The sequence below is a fragment of the Pseudoalteromonas sp. 1CM17D genome, assembly GCF_023161805.1.
In the GTDB taxonomy this organism is placed as follows: domain Bacteria; phylum Pseudomonadota; class Gammaproteobacteria; order Enterobacterales; family Alteromonadaceae; genus Pseudoalteromonas; species Pseudoalteromonas atlantica.
The window spans coordinates 19,780-36,053 of the sequence record NZ_JALNTP010000013.1; the positions used below are offsets into that span (position 1 = coordinate 19,780).

A 16,274-nucleotide genomic window follows, 5' to 3' on the forward strand; every position below is an offset into this window, starting at 1 on the left:
ATTTCCTTACTGCTGATGCCAAAACGGCATACCCATTGTAGGGGTTGAGGGGGCTGCTAAGTCTTTTTCAGGCATTGCTTTGCCGTTATACGCAAAGCGCCCTGCCTCTACCGCGGCTTTAAATGCACGGCTCATCGTAATTGGGCAGCCAGCCCCTGCTATTGCTGAATTTAATAATACCGCATCATACCCTAATTCAAGCGCTTGACAGGCATGCGAAGGCAAACCAAGCCCTGCATCTACAATTAATGTTGCGTTTGGTAAGCGCTCACGAATTGTTTTTAAATTATAACTATTTAAAAGCCCCTTGCCGGTGCCAATAGGCGCACCCCAAGGCATAAGCACCTCACACCCTAGCTCGTTTAAACGCTGGCATAGAACTAAATCATCAGTGCAATAAGGCAATACTTTAAAGCCATCATTAATTAATATTTTTGTGGCTTCTAACAATGCGAATGGGTCGGGTTGTAAGTTGTAGTCATCACCTATTAGTTCAAGCTTAATCCAATCGGTTGCAAATACTTCACGGCACATTTTAGCAAGTGTTACGGCTTCTTTTACACTGTGGCACCCTGCGGTATTAGGCAGTATTTTAAGGCCTGTGTTTTTTATAAGCTGCCAAAAGTCATCCCCTGCGGCAGCGCTTTGCTGGCGCCTTAATGACACCGTAACTATTTGCGCGCCAGAGGCTTTTATAGACTCTTCCATCACCGCTGGAGAGGGGTAAAGCGCCGAGCCTATTAATAAACGGCTATTTAGTTGCTCGCCATAAATAGTTAAGCAATCGTTACCTTGCATAATGCTACCCACCTTGAATAGGCGATAACAATTCAATGCTATCCCCTTCGTTAATTGTGGTGCTGGCGTGCAAACTTTGTGGAATAAATTCGCCATTTAGTGCCACCGCGAATGGAGGCTTTGCACCAAAATTTTGTAATACATCAACAAGCACTGCACTTTTAATAGTTAGCAGCTCACCATTAATTGTTATAGTCATTTATTACTCACCCTATTTGAGATAACGCATTAGCCACTAAGGCGGGCCCTAACATGTAGCCATGACGATATAAGCCATTAATGCTAATTACGTTACCTGTTTTTAAAACCGCAGGGCGGTTATCGCTAAATGCGGGGCGTAACCCGCTTTGAATATTTAACAGCCGCGCTTCGGCAAACCCGCTGTGCACAGTGTAAGCCGCCGAAAGTAGTTCAAGCGTAGAGCGCACCGTTGCAGGGCCGCTATCATCAGACTCTATTTCAGTTGCACCAATTACATACTCATTATTAGGTTTTGGCGCTATATAAATTGGGTAGCGCGGGTGCATTAAACGCACCGGCCGCGTTAAATTAACCTCAGGTGCATGTAATCTAGCCACTTCACCGCGAACCCCTCTAAGGGGTTTATCGCCTTTAGCACCTAAGCCACGACAATCAATAATGTAATCAAACCCGCGGTTATTCACCTCGCCGTTTTGAATGTTAACGCGTTGGTTAAAAACAAACTTAACCTTACGTTTATTAAGCATAGTGAAGCTTGCTTTATAAAAGGCCTGGTTATCTATTTGCCCTTCGCAAGGTAAAAACACACCTTGGTTAAAACGATTAGCTAATTCGGGTTCTAACTGTGTTATTTGCTGAGCATTTAACGCCTGCGCACTGTGCCCTGCTATTGGCTTTATTCGCTGACTAAAGCTTTGTAAGTCGCCTTTATCTTGCTGGTGCGCCACGACCAGCGTGCCTTTTTGCTGATAAAAAACCTCGCCTTCAAGCTCGCTCACTATCTCTGGCCAGCGCTTGAGTGAATTTAGCCCCATGATGGCTAAATCCGTTTCACATAATACCGACTCAGCAAGCGGAGCAAGCATTGCCGCAGCCACTTTACCGGCACTATTTTGTGTGTGTTCGTCACTGGCTTCAAACACGGTTACATGATGCGACTTACTAAGCTCGAGGGCAGCTAAGCGCCCTGCTAAACCAAACCCCACAACAGCAATGTTGTAAAACATAAAACCTCCTTTTAATAAAAGGCTAGCAGCCATAAGCCGCTAACCTGTTATTGGCTTATATTGCTTTGTGGTAAATTTCTGAGCCCGTTTGTTTAAACTCTTCAGATTTAGCTTTCATTTGCGCTTCTACATCAACTATTTTGATCTCAATTGCATCACCAACATTGTTAGGATCGATCCCGCGTGATTCGAGATCTTTGGCGTAATCGCGTACCTCTTGGGTAATTTTCATTGAGCAAAATTTAGGGCCACACATAGAGCAAAAGTGCGCTACTTTACCAGACTCTTGCGGTAGGGTTTCGTCGTGATATTCACGGGCACGTTCTGGGTCTAAACCAATGTTAAATTGGTCGTGCCATCTAAATTCAAAGCGCGCTTTTGATAATGCATTATCGCGCTCTTGCGCGCCGGGGTGGCCTTTGGCTAAGTCGGCCGCATGTGCTGCAATTTTGTAGGTAATTAGGCCCTCTTTTACATCTTCTTTATTGGGCAAACCTAAATGCTCTTTTGGTGTTACATAACACAGCATGGCACAGCCGTACCACGCTATTTGTGCAGCGCCTATACCCGATGTTATATGGTCGTACCCTGGTGCTATATCGGTCGTTAATGGGCCTAATGTGTAAAAAGGCGCTTCGCCACAATGCTCTAATTGCTCATCCATATTGGCTTTAATCATGTGCATTGGCACATGGCCTGGTCCTTCAATAAATACTTGTACATCGTGTTTCCACGCAATTTTTGTAAGTTCTCCTAACGTACGTAGCTCACTAAATTGCGCTTCGTCGTTGGCATCAGCAATCGAACCTGGACGAAGGCCATCTCCAAGCGAAAAACACACATCGTATTGTTTTAAAATTTCACAAATATCTTCAAAGTGCGTATATAAAAAGTTTTCTTTATGATGCGCTAAACACCACTTAGCCATAATTGAGCCACCACGCGATACAATGCCGGTTACACGCTTTGCCGTCATTGGCACGTAACGCAGCAATACACCGGCATGAATAGTAAAGTAATCAACGCCCTGCTCAGCTTGTTCAATTAACGTATCGCGAAATATCTCCCACGTTAAATCCTCGGCCACTCCGTTTACTTTTTCAAGTGCCTGATAAATTGGTACGGTGCCAATAGGCACCGGCGAATTACGTACTACCCACTCGCGCGTTTCGTGAATATAACGCCCAGTTGATAAATCCATTACGGTATCGGCGCCCCAACGCGTAGACCACACCATTTTTTCTACTTCTTCTTCGATTGATGAGCTTACCGATGAATTACCAATATTAGCGTTCACTTTAACTAAAAAGTTACGGCCAACTATCATGGGCTCGGTTTCGGGGTGGTTAATATTATTTGGTAAAATAGCGCGACCGCGGGCTATTTCGTCGCGTACAAATTCAGGGGTAATAAAATCGGGAATACTCGCCCCAAACGATTCGCCTTTATGCTGTGCTGCTAGCAGCTCTTCTCTAATTTGTGCACGACCCATGTTTTCGCGTATGGCTACGTATTCCATTTCAGGGGTAATAATGCCTTGGCGAGCATAATGCATTTGCGTCACGTTTTTGCCCGCTTTACCACGGCGAATTTTAGGTAAATGATCAAAGCGAATATGATCAAGGCCGTCATCGGCCATACGTTGCTGAGCAAATTGCGAAGTGACTGAGTCGAGCACTTCGGTGTCGTTGCGCTCTTTTATCCACTGCTCACGAAATTTAGGTAATCCCTTACGTACGTCTAATTCAAAGTTAGGGTCGGTATACGGGCCTGATGTATCGTAAACACGCAGTGGATCGTTTGGCTCATACACAGGGTTTTGCTCATCGCCACCAATAAACGTATCGCTTAATGTAATTTCGCGCATACCCACGCGTACACCGCTTTGACTGCCCTCAACATACACTTTTTGTGAGCTTGGAAATGGCTGACCCGTTAAATTATAAATGTAATCTGACGCTGCAGCGCGCGTTTCTCGACGTGTAGATTTATTTGTAGTGTTTGACATGACTTACCTCATTGCTAAAGGGTTGTCTTGTCAGATATTCCATAAGGAATAGAGAAAGATCGTAAAGCAGTGGTTACGCTGCTTTGCGGCCTAAAATGGCTAGTTATTTTGTTGTGCGCATAAAAAAAGACGCACAAGCGTCCCATTTTAGGCAGCTTGTTCCCTACGCAGGTTTTAACCTGATCAGGTTCACGGATCCCGCTTTCGCGATCTCAGCCTTAATTATTTAAGGCACTCCGACAAGTAAAATTATGTTCGTTGATTTGCTATTTTTATCAAATCAGCGTTGAGTGTACGCCAGTTAAAAATTGCCCGCAAGGGGCAGTTTTAAATACTCATGCCACTACTTTGCAATAAATAAAAAAGTTTGATCGCCCTGCATAACTAACTGTGAGCCTTGCATGGTAAGCGTTGCACCTTCTCGTAGCGCTTGTAAAAACTGCTGCTCTAGCTCATCAACGTCTGCTCCGCACGACTTACGCGTCATGCCAAGTTTATTAACGCTAATACTGCTGTCTTTAAGCTCGCCTTCACCAAAAAACTTATTACATCCTGCAAACCCGTTTACTTGCAACGCTTCAATAAAGCTCATTGATGCACTGTAAGAGGCCGGCACAGCTAAACCATCAACCTTTGATAGTTGCCATTGTGTGTACTTTAGCTGCTCAGTGGTCACCGTCCCTGTGGCTGTACAACCAATACATAAACCGATTAAAAGCATCGGTAGTGCTGCTAATTTCATGCTATTTCTAACTAAATATTTAATTACCGTAATAGTAACAATTTTTATGCGGTTTATCCGTTAAAAATGCATGTTTTAAATGTAAATTTTTGTTCTATGATAGTTTAGAGAGTGTTGAACTTTGCAGATTAAAACGTTTTCCAGTAAGGGGGCTTTAATCGCCTTGCTTGATTTGTAACTTAGTGGGCTCGATAACAGCACCTCCGCTGCTCGCTATTTACGATAAACAACTCCACTACCTAGGCGCTGCTATAAAACAGACTAGGTTAAGGTTAAATTTAATCCCAAAGGTCACAGCCCCTAAAAATTATACTGGATAATCTTGGGTGTAATTTTTAAATAAATTATCTATTTCGGGAGGTAAAAAAGGGCGGCCTTTTTCATTAACCGAGGTGCCTATAACCTTGGCTTGTAGCATTACTTTGTTGTCGTGTTTACGCACTAAGGTTTGCTTAAACGCAAACTTTATACGGCTTATACGCTCAGGTTCAACTGCTATATAAAATTCATCATCTGGTACAAGCGAATGTTTATAATCAACCTCACTGCGTATCACCACTAAATTAACTTTTTGCTTTGCTAGTAGTGCAAAATCAACCCCATTTACAAACAAAAACTCATGGCGAGCATGCTCTAAATAATTAAAGTACACACTGTTATTTACAATTCCTTGTAGGTCACATTCGTAATGGCGCACTTTAAAATCAACTTTAAAGGTCATATTAGTAATCCTGATTATTTAACGTATAATCGCTGCGTTATAACACAAGTATTAAAATAATTGCTACCATACGAGTCCCCAAAATGGAGTTAAGTAACCTAATGAACTTACGTTTGTCTTTAATTACTGCGGCGTTATTACCGCTAATTAGTACACCACTTATAGCAAACGCTGATGACAGCGACCTAGAACGAATTGTTGTTACAGGCGACTTTCAACGTGAAAGCATTCAAACATTAAGCGCTAGCGCTAGCCTATTTAGCAAAGATGAAATTAATCAACGTGGTGCAAGTTACTTAGACGAAATGCTAGGTAGTACAGCCAACGTAAACTTTACATCTGGTGCCTCTCGTGGTCGTTATATTCAAATTCGTGGAGTGGGACTTCGTTCACAATTTGTAGATCCAATTAACCCATCGGTTGGCTTAGTTATTGACGGAATTAACTACTCGGGTTTAGGTGGCAGCTCATTATTATTTGATATAGACCAGGTAGAAATTTACCGCGGCCCGCAAGGCACTCGCTTTGGTGCAGACGGCATGGCCGGTATGATCCAAATGGAATCAGCTCAGGCAACTGCCGATCCGAGCTTAAAATTACAAGTGGGTATGGGTACTTATAACTCGCGCGAAGCAGGCCTTGCAGCAAGTACAGGATTAACCGACGACACAAGTGCCCGCGTCAGCTACTTTCGCAGAAAATCAGATGGCTACGTCGATAACCTATATTTAAACGAAGAAACTCAACAACAAGATGAGCAAGTAGCCCGCTTTAAATTAAACAGCCAACTTACTGAGCATTTAAACACAGAGTTAAACCTGCACTACATAGATATAAACAACGGCTACGATGCGTTCACGCTTGATAACAGCCGTAATAGTGTAGCCGACGAGCCAGGCCAAGATAATCAACAAAGCTACGCCATTGGTATTAATAATACCTACACAGGCTTTGATGCCTTTGATGTAAGCTTAAACCTTTCAGCCATTGATACAGAGCTACTTTACAGCTTTGATGAAGACTGGGTATGTAACGATGCAAGCGAGCCACAATTATGTGCAGCTGGCCTACACCCTTGGGGTTATAGCTCAACCGATGTATACACGCGTGATCGCGATGATCAATCGGCTAATTTACAATTTAATTCTAAAACAGGTAACTGGGTTGCCGGTGTTTACTATCAAAACCGCGATGTAGATTTAGAGCGAGAATACACTTGGCTTGCAAGTCCATTTGCATCAACCTACGAAACCAGTAACGTAGCTGTTTATGGCCAAGTAGCCACACCTATCGGCCCTAAAACCACGCTCATTACTGGTTTACGTGTAGAGCAATACCAAGGTGATTACACCGACAGCAACGGCTTTATTGAAGAGACTGACGACGTAATGGTTGGCGGTAAAATAGCACTTGAATACCAAGTGATTGACCGTACTATGATCTACACCAGCATTACCCGTGGTTATAAAGCTGGCGGTATTAATTCAGAAGCACTAGCAAAAGCTAAAGATGAAGGCTTAAACCTAGATGCTGATTTTTTCCAGCAGCACACAAGCTTTGACCCTGAATACCTTTGGAGCGGCGAGTTTGGCGTTAAGGGTTCATCGCTTGATGATAAATTTACCCTTCGTTTAGCAGCATTTTATATGCACCGCGACAACATACAGCTAAAAGCATGGCAAGTAGAAGGTCAGCAATTTACAGGCTACGTTGATAACGCAAGCTCTGGTAGCAACTACGGGCTAGAAGTTGAAGGTAGTTACCAACTTACCGAAGATTTATTCTTAACAGGTAGCGCCGGTTACTTAAACACAGAAATTGACGACTTTGTAACGCAATCTGGCTTAAACCAAGACGGTCGTGAGCAAGCGCAATCACCTAAATACCAATACGCATTTAGCGCACGTTACAACTTTACTAATGAGCTGTACGGTATGATTGGTGTTGAAGGTAAGGACGATTACTACTTCTCAGATAGCCATAATTCAAAAGCACCCAGCAGCAATTTAGTAAACCTAAGTTTAGGCTACGAAGCCGACATGTGGGCAGTGCGCGCATGGGCACGTAACGTATTTGACGAAGAAGTACCAACCCGCGGCTTTGAGTTTGGTAACGACCCACTTGATGGCTACGCTACACACACCTACGTGCAATTAGGTGAGCCAAGAGTAGCGGGTATAACGTTTACGTTAGAGCTGTAAGCTGTTAGCTGTTAGCTGTTAGCAAAAATAAATTTTAAGCACCGCGTTTACAATAAACGCGGTGCTTTTTTATTGGTAGGCGTGAAGCTTGCTCACACAAAAAGAAAAAGCGTAAATAGATTTTATATCAACGTGCCAGCAAGCAAGGCGTTTACAATTAATTATTACTTCTTCACTACTGCATGTTTTCTGTGGTGATAAAATTTCTTTAGTTTTTACTTAAAAGAACAATTTTGACCACCGAGGGCGCAGCGCGCTACACTGAGACGTTGTTTGCTCTTCTCCTTCACTTCTCCGTGTTCTCTGTGGTGATAATAATTTCTTAATTACTGATGCACTAGAACAAAACGCTTTTACCACCGAGAACACCGAAGCACTGCCACTACACTGAGAAACACACAAATAGCAGCGAGTTTATCTCGCGTCTGGCATTTAATACAAAATACGCGGCATAAAGCCGCGACTACAACATGACCCTCTAAAGCGCAGCGCCTCCTAACCTCTTTGTGAAGAAATAACTTAACCCCTATTGCACAAAGAGAATAAAAAGAGGAGTAAATGAGAAAACATACAAGTAGCAGCGAGTTTACCTCGCGTTTGGGTTTATTGTTTTAACGCGGTATAAATACCAAATGCGCCTACATTAAAAACACAATGTCGTAGGCGTGAAGCTTGCTCACGCAAAACTGCAAATACTCAATATGCGGCATACGAATACAACATGACCCTCTATAGCGCAGCGCCTCCTAACCTCTTTGTGAATTAATGCTTTAAATTTTTTGGGTGGATAACCACGCCTACAGGTAAAGCATTACGCCCTATCTACGTCAAACGCGATGACTTCTTTTATTGTATCTTTAGCGGTGGCTAGCATAACTAACCTGTCTATACCCATTGCAACACCTGCACACTTTGGCAGTCCGTGCTCAAGTGCGGCGATTAAACGCCTATCCATGGGCACGTGGTTTAGCCCATTGGCAGCGCGAGAGGCGTTATCTTCATCAAAGCGCTTTGCCTGCTCTTTAGCATTAGTTAGCTCATTAAAGCCGTTCGCTAATTCCATATTTTTATAATAAAGCTCAAAGCGCCCTGCTACGCGGTTATCGTGCTCACAAATTTGTGCCAGTGCCGCTTGCGATGCCGGAAAGTGATACACAAAACACGGCTTAGTTTGCCCAATAGTTGGCTCTATTTTCATACAAAATAACAGCTGCAGTAAGGTATCTTTATTGGTTTCGTTTTTGGCTATATCGGCAAAGCCGTGATCGCAGGCAAGTGTTTGCAATTGCGTAAGCGTAGCTGCTAATGGGTCAAGCGCTAACACTTGCTCAAATGCTTGCTGGTAAGTCAGTCGCTCTGCAGGCTCTACATTTAAAATGAGCTGCATTAGCTCATCCATTTCATCCATAAGTGCAAACTCATCAAACCCGGGGCGATACCACTCAAGCATAGTAAATTCGGGGTTATGATGGCGCCCCGCTTCTTCGTTTCTAAATGCCTTACAAAGCTGAAATATGGGCCCTGAGCCTGCTGCTAGCAAACGCTTCATTGCAAATTCAGGCGATGTTTGTAAATAAAGCGGCAAGCCACCAGCATGGCCTGGGCCTACAAACTGTGTATTAAAACTTGCTAAATGCACATCGGTTACACTGGCACTGCTTAAGCTCGGCGTTTCTACTTCCATTACATTACGCGTATAAAAAAACTCACGAATGGTTCTCAGTATGGCTGCACGCTGCTTAAGGGTGTTTATGCTTGCACTAGGTGCCCAAGGTGTTGCTGACATATTTTCTCCAAAAAAAATCCCAGCTTAAGCCGGGATTTTATAAACCGTACTCAAGCTTACTTAACACGGCCTACGTATTCACCGCTACGGGTGTCTACTTTAATTACTTCACCAATTTGTACGAATAATGGAACACGTACTACTGCACCAGTGCTAAGCGTTGCAGGTTTACCGCCTGTGCCCGCTGTATCGCCTTTAAGGCCAGGATCAGTTTCAGTGATCTCAAGCTCAACAAAGTTAGGTGGAGTAACCGCGATTGGGCTACCGTTCCATAATGTAATAGTACATACATCGTTTTCAACTAACCATTTAACGGCATCGCCAAGTGCTTTTTCGTCAGCGGCAATTTGTTCAAATGTTTCGTTGTTCATGAAATGCCAAAACTCACCGTCTGTGTATAGGTACGCTAAGTCGGTATCCATTACATCGGCGCCTTCAACTGATTCACCCGATTTAAAGGTTTTTTCAAGCACCTTACCAGAGATAAGTTTGCGGATACGAACACGGTTAAACGCTTGGCCTTTACCAGGTTTTACCATTTCATTTTCTAAAATACTGCAAGGTTCGCCGTCCATCATAATTTTTAGGCCGCCCTTGAACTCGTTGGTGCTATAATTCGCCATCGTTTCCTCTATTTAATTTTTTTCGAGTAATCTACGTGCCAATGATACAAAGAAATGAAGCAAATTTGCATAAAAACTGGCAAAAAGAATTAGCAAATGTAGTTACCTGCCCAAAAACCTTGCTTGAAATGGTCGGTTTATCGAGCCAAGCCCATGAAAACGACCTAAAAGCCCGCAGTTTATTTCCGGTACGCGTGCCAGTCCCTTTTATAAAAAAAATACGCAAGGGCGATGCAAACGACCCCTTATTGCTACAAGTTATGCCACGCCATCAAGAGTTTTTAACCAAAACAGGTTTTAATAAAGACCCTTTACTAGAGCAAGACAACGAACAGCCTGGGCTTTTACATAAGTATAGATCCCGTGTTTTAATTATGTTTAAAACTGGCTGTGCAGTAAATTGCCGTTACTGCTTTAGACGCCACTTCCCGTATCAAGAAAACCAGCTTAATAAAAAAAGCCTGCTTGATGCGCTGAGCTATATAAAATCAGATGCCAACATAAACGAAGTGATTTTAAGTGGTGGCGACCCACTTATGGCCAAAGACGATGCCATTAGCTGGTTTTTAGATGAGCTTGAACAGTTACCTCAAATTAAACGCATGCGAATACACAGCCGTTTGCCTGTTGTTATACCTGCGCGTATTACCGATGAGCTGTGCGCGAGGCTAAAACAATCACCGCTAAAAATTATATTTATTAACCATATAAATCATGCCAACGAAATAGACGACGAGTTTAAAGCCGCCATGCAAAAGCTAAAGCAAGCAGGCGTAACGTTATTAAACCAAGCAGTTATTTTAAAAGAGGTGAACGACACCGTTGATGCACAAATAAATTTAAGTGAGGCGTTATTTGATGCAGACGTGCTGCCATACTATTTATATTTGCTAGATAAGGTTGAAGGCGCAAGCCACTTTGATATAGAAGAGCCACAGGCAATAAAAATAATGGCAGAACTATTAAAAGCCCTGCCTGGATTTTTAGTGCCTAAATTAGTAAGAGAAATAGGCGGTCAAAAAAGCAAAACACCTATCGACCTTAAGTTAGTTTAAACGTATATATTTACATTATTACCCAGTGTTGCAGTAACCGACTGAGCCGGTGATTGCGCACTTGTTGGCTGGGCAGCACCTTCAATTAGTGCAAGTGCTGCTGCGCCATCTGCTAATTGCTGCTTTTTAGACAAAGCAGCGGTATATACTTCACCACCTTGGCCAGAGCTAGACATAGCGGGTAGATTTCCACCTGATATATTCATCGTTATAAGCCTTAATCAACCTGACATTTAAATGTAATCCAAGTACTATATCGGCAATGCAGTACAAAGCTTTAGGAAAACCATGGATTCTATAATTGAACAACTCAACGCTAACTTAAAAATTGTTTATCGCCAAGCACTTGATGCCGACAAAAAACTAGATGAGCTACAGCAACAAGGCCACGGTAAATTTAAAGCCTTGTTCCCAGCTGATGCCGGATTTAGTTTTGAAGCTAAACGCTTTAAGCCATACGTACTTGATGTAGCAGCCGATGTAGAAAGCTTAAGCACAGATGGTTTTGATGAAGAAAAGCTTAAAACAACGGTTATTAAGCTACAACAGTTACTTACCCTGCTCGCTACGTTTAAGTAATAGCGGTAAGCAAGAATAAATATTAAGCACCGCGTTTGCAATTAACACGGTGCTTTTTATTAGTAGGCGTGAAGCTTGCTCACGCAAAATATAAACATAATGTTCCGCCTCTAAAGCGACCCGCTTTTTAACCTTTCAGTGAATAAATAACTTAATACTTTGCACAAAGAGAAGTGAAAGAGGAATAAATGAGAAAACAAGACAAATACTTATTTTAAGCTTTTCTTTCCCTCTAAAGCGCAGCGTCTCTTAATCTTTTTGTGGATTAATTCTTTAATTTTTTGAAAAAGTGGAGTGCAAAGCTAGTAGCAGCGAGTTTACCTCGCGTCGGAAATTTTGCATTAATAAATATACGCAGCATAAATTCCAAATGCACCAGCAAGCAATGCGCCTACAATAAATTTAACCTCGGAGCTTGTTTGGGTTGTAGACGTAGAGCTTGCTCACGTTAGAAGCGAAGCTTCTCATGGTTTTAAAATATAATAATAACCACTGCTTTTAAACGCCAGCAAGCTGCGCATCTACCAGGTGGTACTTAACACCTCTGTGATTTCAATCTAAGCAGTGAAGCCTACTCACGCAATACTACCTAATCTAAATTTGCTAAAATTTGCTCGCCAAACCATTCGGTTATTAAGCGTTTTTCATAAAAAAGCGGCTCGTCGCGACCCATTTTAATTTTATCCATAAAGCCCATGTCTTTAAGCTCTACATCGTCCTCTTCACTCACTACACTCCCTTTATTATCGCTTAGCGAGTAATTGAGCTTAATGCGCGGAAAATAAATAGGTTTTACTACGCGTATTTCATCCATGCCGCCATAGCGTACGTCCCCTGCTAAATCGATATCGGTTATTTCTAAATTTAGCTTGTAGCCTTTTGGCAATTGCTCAGCAAGTTTAGAAAAATGTTTTTCGAACTGAGTAGCAATTTGTTTGTGGTACGACGCTTTACCCTGGCTAGAAGCGCGCACATCGCGGTAGTCTTTAAAATCTTGCCACTTAACTACAGATTCTCCAGCGTGTGCAAATGCAGGTAATGTAATACACATTGCCATAGCGATTGTTTTAACTGAATTCATAGCATTCTCCAAAGGGGCAGTACTAATTATTTAGACTTAGCCCAGTAATAGACCATACAAGTTTAACACTAGTTTATTAACCATTACTTAATTAACCTATTTTAATACGCTTTTAAAATAAAGCATGTAAATACTAAGAATATATGATGAAATTAAGATAATTGAAAAAGGTATCCACGGAGCATTCATGGCAATTTTAGTAACAGGCGGCGCAGGCTACATAGGCTCACACACCGTTTTAGAACTTTTACAGCAAGGTAGCGAAGTTGTTGTTGTTGATAACTTAAGTAACGCATCAAAAGAGTCGCTTGCACGCGTAAAGCAAATCACAGGCAGAGAAGCCACGTTTTACCAAGGCGACATTCTTGATAAAGGCTTTTTAGATGCCATTTTTACAAGGCACACTATAGAGAGTGTGATTCATTTTGCTGGCTTAAAGTCGGTTGGTGAGTCGGTCGCTAAACCTGTTGAGTACTATCAAACAAACGTACAAGGTACGCTAACACTTGTAGATGCCATGCGTGATGCAGGCGTATTTAAATTAGTATTTAGCTCATCAGCCACAGTTTACGGCGACCCTGCAAGCTTACCAATTAAAGAAGACTTCCCGGTAGGTGGCACAACTAACCCGTACGGCACATCAAAACTGATGGTTGAGATGATGCTGCAAGATATTGCTAAATCAGATGAGCGTTTTGCATTTGCTATTTTGCGTTACTTTAACCCTGTGGGCGCACATGAGTCAGGCTTAATGGGCGAAGATCCAAATGGTATTCCTAATAACTTATTACCATTTATTGCCCAAGTTGCAGTAGGTAAATTAAAGCAGCTTGCTGTATTTGGTGATGACTACGACACCGTTGATGGCACTGGTGTACGCGACTATATTCACGTTGTAGATTTAGCGATGGGGCATTTAAAAGCGCTTGATAAAATTGCCAACAATACCGGCGCACTTGTATATAACCTTGGCACAGGCAATGGTTACTCTGTACTGCAAATGGTTAACGCCTTTATAAAAGCCAGCGGCCAAGACGTTCCTTATCAAGTATCGCCTCGTCGCCCTGGCGATATTGCTGCATGTTACGCCGCGCCAGAAAAAGCACTTAATGAGCTAGGCTGGGAAGCGGTGCGTGGAATAGATGCCATGATGGAAGACACATGGCGTTGGCAGTCAAATAACCCTAATGGTTATAAAAGCTAAGTTAAAAAAACTTTATAGATTTTGCCTGTTTCACAAGCAGGCAAACCACCTATAAATAAATTTACTACCGCGCTAATTTTTTAATCTAGACATAGTGCTTGCTCACGTTAGAAACGAAGCTTCTCATAGCTTTATCAAAGAGGTTTAACACAACGTAAAAGCGCTGCTTTTAAACGCCAGCAAGCTGCGCATCTACAACTAATTATTACTTTTTCACTGCTGCATGTTTTTGTGGTGATAAAACCACTTTAGGTGTTTGTTAAAAAATTTACCACCGAGGGCACTGAGGCGCTACGCGCTGCACTGAGAAAAAGCTCTTCTCCTTCACTTCTCTGGGTTCTCAGTGGTGACGTAATCGCTTTTAAAACGCCAGCAAGTCGCGCGCTAACAATGTAATATTGAAAAATTTTGCATTTCGACAATACGCGACTGCGTTCGCGCATATTCAAAGCTCAGCTTTTGCCCCTGATACAAATACTCAACGTGCGCGTGGGCGTTAATAACTAATAACTTGTGGCAATCGTAAAACTCGTCCACCAATGCAATAAAGCGCCGCGCTTCGTCATCTAAATAATGCTCATTGAGGGTTTGTTTTTCGCGTTGATAACTGTCTTCAATACCATGCACTATTACTTTACCTGTTGCGCCTACACCCATTTTTGGTACATTTTCTATATATAAAATATCAAACTGCTTGGCTAAAAACATATAATCGTAAGCGCTACGCGCTCCTGAACAAAGCGCCATAAAATCGACCATTAATGCATTATCTGCGGTTAATAAACACGGTAAGCTGCGGGAGTGTACCTGTAAAATTTGGTTTTCCTTTGCTTGCGGATACTGAGATAAAAACTGCTTTTTAAACTCGCTTATAGGTAAATTAATAAAATAATGGCGGCTATTTTTACCATACCTAAAGCGATGATCATCCTGCCCTTCAACACTAATAACATGGCAATAATTTTTAATTAAATCGATTGTGGGTAAAAACCGCGCGCGCTGTAGGCCATTGCGATAAAGCTGCTCAGGTTTTGCGTTAGAAGTTGCCACCAGCACTACCCCACTATCAAACAAGGCGTTAAATAACCTTGCCATAATCATTGCATCGCCAATGTCGCTAACAAAAAACTCATCAAAACACAGCACTTTTATATCTTTCGCCCATTGTTTAGCAATTAACGTGAGGGGGTTTTTATGTCCTTGTAGCTGGGCAAGTTGCGTGTGTATTTGCGCCATAAAGTGATGAAAATGCAGCCGCTGCTTACGCTCAGTGGGTAAATTTTTATAAAATAAATCCATTAGCATGGATTTACCCCGCCCCACCGGCCCATGCAAATAAACCCCTTTAATTAACGGCGCTTTTTTCCACCAAGGTATTTTTGTGTGTAACTGTATACTTAGGTTATTTAACGCATTTACTGCATTTTGCTGAGCGCTATCAACACACAGTTCACCCGCATCTATTTTTGCTTGGTAAAGCCTTAAAATTTGTGGGTAGTTTACTGACATGGGGTTTCACTATCGGCTATAATCGCCGCCATTGTAGCCGACTAAAAATGTGAACCAAAATGAAATTCCCTTGCCGCTTAGATAAATTTATTAGCCACCTAGCCGAGCTACCACGCTCAAAAGCTCGCGCGGGTATTAAACGCCAAGAAGTGCAAGTAAATAGGGAAGTTGTTAGCGCGTTCGATTTTCAAGTAAACCAGCAAGATGAAGTAACATTTGCTGGTGAGCCTATGGTATTTTTAGGCAAACGTTACTTTATGCTGCACAAACCTGTAGGCTACGTGTGTGCCAATGTAGATGAGCTACACCCCACCGTATTTGATTTGCTCGATGAGCCAAATATGGCCGACTTTCATGTAGCAGGTCGCCTTGATATAGACACCACCGGCTTAGTACTTATCACTAACGATGGCGATTGGTCACACCGTATTACCTCGCCAAAGCACAACAAATTAAAAACCTACTTAGTAGAAACACAAGAGCCTATAACCGAAGAAGCATTAGAACAACTACGCAACGGCGTACAACTTCACAACGAAAAAGATCTTACCCGCCCAGCTAAAGCAGAAGCACTTGCCACCTACAGCTTACGTTTATCAATCAGCGAAGGTAAATACCACCAAGTTAAACGCATGTTAGCCGCGGTAGGTAACAAAGTGGTAGAGCTACACCGCGAGCAAATAGGTAATATTATACTGGACGAAAACTTAGCAAGTGGAGAGTATAGGGAGTTAAAAGAGGGAGAGGTAAAACTATAGA

The 16,274-nt window shown here is 42.3% G+C and carries 16 protein-coding genes and 1 riboswitch; of the genes, 5 read left to right on the forward strand and 11 right to left on the reverse strand.

Annotated elements, in window-relative coordinates:
• Window positions 1-6: 6 nt before the first annotated feature.
• The 6 genes from MSC25_RS18050 to MSC25_RS18075 all read right to left on the reverse strand — a co-directional run bounded on the left by MSC25_RS18050 (window position 7) and on the right by MSC25_RS18075 (window position 5,477).
• Window positions 7-798, reverse strand: a complete 792-nt coding sequence (locus MSC25_RS18050; protein ID WP_248444153.1) for a thiazole synthase — start codon at window positions 796-798, stop codon at window positions 7-9.
• Window positions 799-802: 4 nt separating this feature from the next.
• Entirely contained in the window at window positions 803-997 is a 195-nt protein-coding gene (gene thiS, locus MSC25_RS18055; RefSeq protein ID WP_054982299.1) for a sulfur carrier protein ThiS, read from the reverse strand.
• A 7-nt stretch (window positions 998-1,004) separates the two neighbouring features.
• A complete protein-coding gene (locus MSC25_RS18060; RefSeq protein ID WP_248444154.1) occupies window positions 1,005-2,006 on the reverse strand; it encodes an FAD-dependent oxidoreductase in 1,002 nt (333 codons plus the stop codon).
• A 55-nt stretch (window positions 2,007-2,061) separates the two neighbouring features.
• The gene (gene thiC, locus MSC25_RS18065) at window positions 2,062-4,014 is read right to left on the reverse strand and encodes a phosphomethylpyrimidine synthase ThiC (protein WP_248444155.1); all 1,953 of its coding nucleotides are present in this window, start codon (window positions 4,012-4,014) and stop codon (window positions 2,062-2,064) included.
• 143 nt (window positions 4,015-4,157) lie between these two features.
• A riboswitch (TPP riboswitch) is annotated at window positions 4,158-4,263 on the reverse strand.
• Window positions 4,264-4,357: 94 nt separating this feature from the next.
• A complete protein-coding gene (locus MSC25_RS18070) occupies window positions 4,358-4,756 on the reverse strand; it encodes an META domain-containing protein (RefSeq protein WP_004589048.1) in 399 nt (132 codons plus the stop codon).
• 307 nt (window positions 4,757-5,063) lie between these two features.
• Window positions 5,064-5,477, reverse strand: coding sequence for an acyl-CoA thioesterase (locus MSC25_RS18075; RefSeq protein WP_248444157.1), 414 nt, complete (start codon window positions 5,475-5,477; stop codon window positions 5,064-5,066).
• 83 nt (window positions 5,478-5,560) lie between these two features.
• Here MSC25_RS18075 and MSC25_RS18080 point away from each other — a divergent pair, with 83 nt between their 5' ends.
• Window positions 5,561-7,678 (forward strand): TonB-dependent receptor, encoded by a 2,118-nt coding sequence (locus MSC25_RS18080; protein ID WP_248444159.1) that lies wholly within the window; start codon window positions 5,561-5,563, stop codon window positions 7,676-7,678.
• 811 nt (window positions 7,679-8,489) lie between these two features.
• Here the strand turns inward: MSC25_RS18080 and epmA are convergent.
• Both epmA and efp read right to left on the reverse strand, forming a co-directional pair.
• Window positions 8,490-9,464 (reverse strand): elongation factor P--(R)-beta-lysine ligase, encoded by a 975-nt coding sequence (gene epmA, locus MSC25_RS18085; RefSeq protein ID WP_248444161.1) that lies wholly within the window; start codon window positions 9,462-9,464, stop codon window positions 8,490-8,492.
• A 56-nt stretch (window positions 9,465-9,520) separates the two neighbouring features.
• Window positions 9,521-10,087 carry an elongation factor P gene (efp, locus tag MSC25_RS18090; RefSeq protein WP_004587956.1) on the reverse strand — a complete coding sequence of 189 codons (567 nt, stop codon included), beginning with the start codon at window positions 10,085-10,087 and terminating at the stop codon, window positions 9,521-9,523.
• Between the two features lie 41 nt (window positions 10,088-10,128).
• Between efp and epmB the strand changes: the two genes are divergently transcribed.
• Window positions 10,129-11,142 carry an EF-P beta-lysylation protein EpmB gene (gene epmB / locus MSC25_RS18095; protein WP_248444164.1) on the forward strand — a complete coding sequence of 338 codons (1,014 nt, stop codon included), beginning with the start codon at window positions 10,129-10,131 and terminating at the stop codon, window positions 11,140-11,142.
• Here the strand turns inward: epmB and MSC25_RS18100 are convergent.
• Window positions 11,139-11,348, reverse strand: coding sequence for a hypothetical protein (locus tag MSC25_RS18100; RefSeq protein WP_024031488.1), 210 nt, complete (start codon window positions 11,346-11,348; stop codon window positions 11,139-11,141). The two genes, epmB and MSC25_RS18100, sit on opposite strands and share 4 nt — an antisense overlap.
• A gap of 82 nt (window positions 11,349-11,430) precedes the next feature.
• Here MSC25_RS18100 and MSC25_RS18105 point away from each other — a divergent pair, with 82 nt between their 5' ends.
• On the forward strand, window positions 11,431-11,721 hold the full coding sequence (locus tag MSC25_RS18105; protein WP_004587953.1) for a hypothetical protein: 291 nt from the start codon (window positions 11,431-11,433) through the stop codon (window positions 11,719-11,721).
• 589 nt (window positions 11,722-12,310) lie between these two features.
• Here MSC25_RS18105 and MSC25_RS18110 read toward each other — a convergent pair.
• On the reverse strand, window positions 12,311-12,802 hold the full coding sequence (locus MSC25_RS18110) for a DUF3016 domain-containing protein (RefSeq protein ID WP_248444166.1): 492 nt from the start codon (window positions 12,800-12,802) through the stop codon (window positions 12,311-12,313).
• Window positions 12,803-12,989: 187 nt separating this feature from the next.
• Here MSC25_RS18110 and galE point away from each other — a divergent pair, with 187 nt between their 5' ends.
• Complete coding sequence (galE, locus tag MSC25_RS18115) at window positions 12,990-14,006, forward strand: UDP-glucose 4-epimerase GalE (RefSeq protein WP_248444169.1); 1,017 nt, start codon at window positions 12,990-12,992, stop codon at window positions 14,004-14,006.
• A gap of 384 nt (window positions 14,007-14,390) precedes the next feature.
• Here the strand turns inward: galE and zapE are convergent, their stop codons facing one another.
• Window positions 14,391-15,515 (reverse strand): cell division protein ZapE, encoded by a 1,125-nt coding sequence (gene zapE, locus MSC25_RS18120; protein WP_248444171.1) that lies wholly within the window; start codon window positions 15,513-15,515, stop codon window positions 14,391-14,393.
• A gap of 59 nt (window positions 15,516-15,574) precedes the next feature.
• Between zapE and rsuA the strand changes: the two genes are divergently transcribed.
• On the forward strand, window positions 15,575-16,273 hold the full coding sequence (gene rsuA / locus MSC25_RS18125) for a 16S rRNA pseudouridine(516) synthase RsuA (protein ID WP_248444172.1): 699 nt from the start codon (window positions 15,575-15,577) through the stop codon (window positions 16,271-16,273).
• Window position 16,274: the final 1 nt, after the last annotated feature.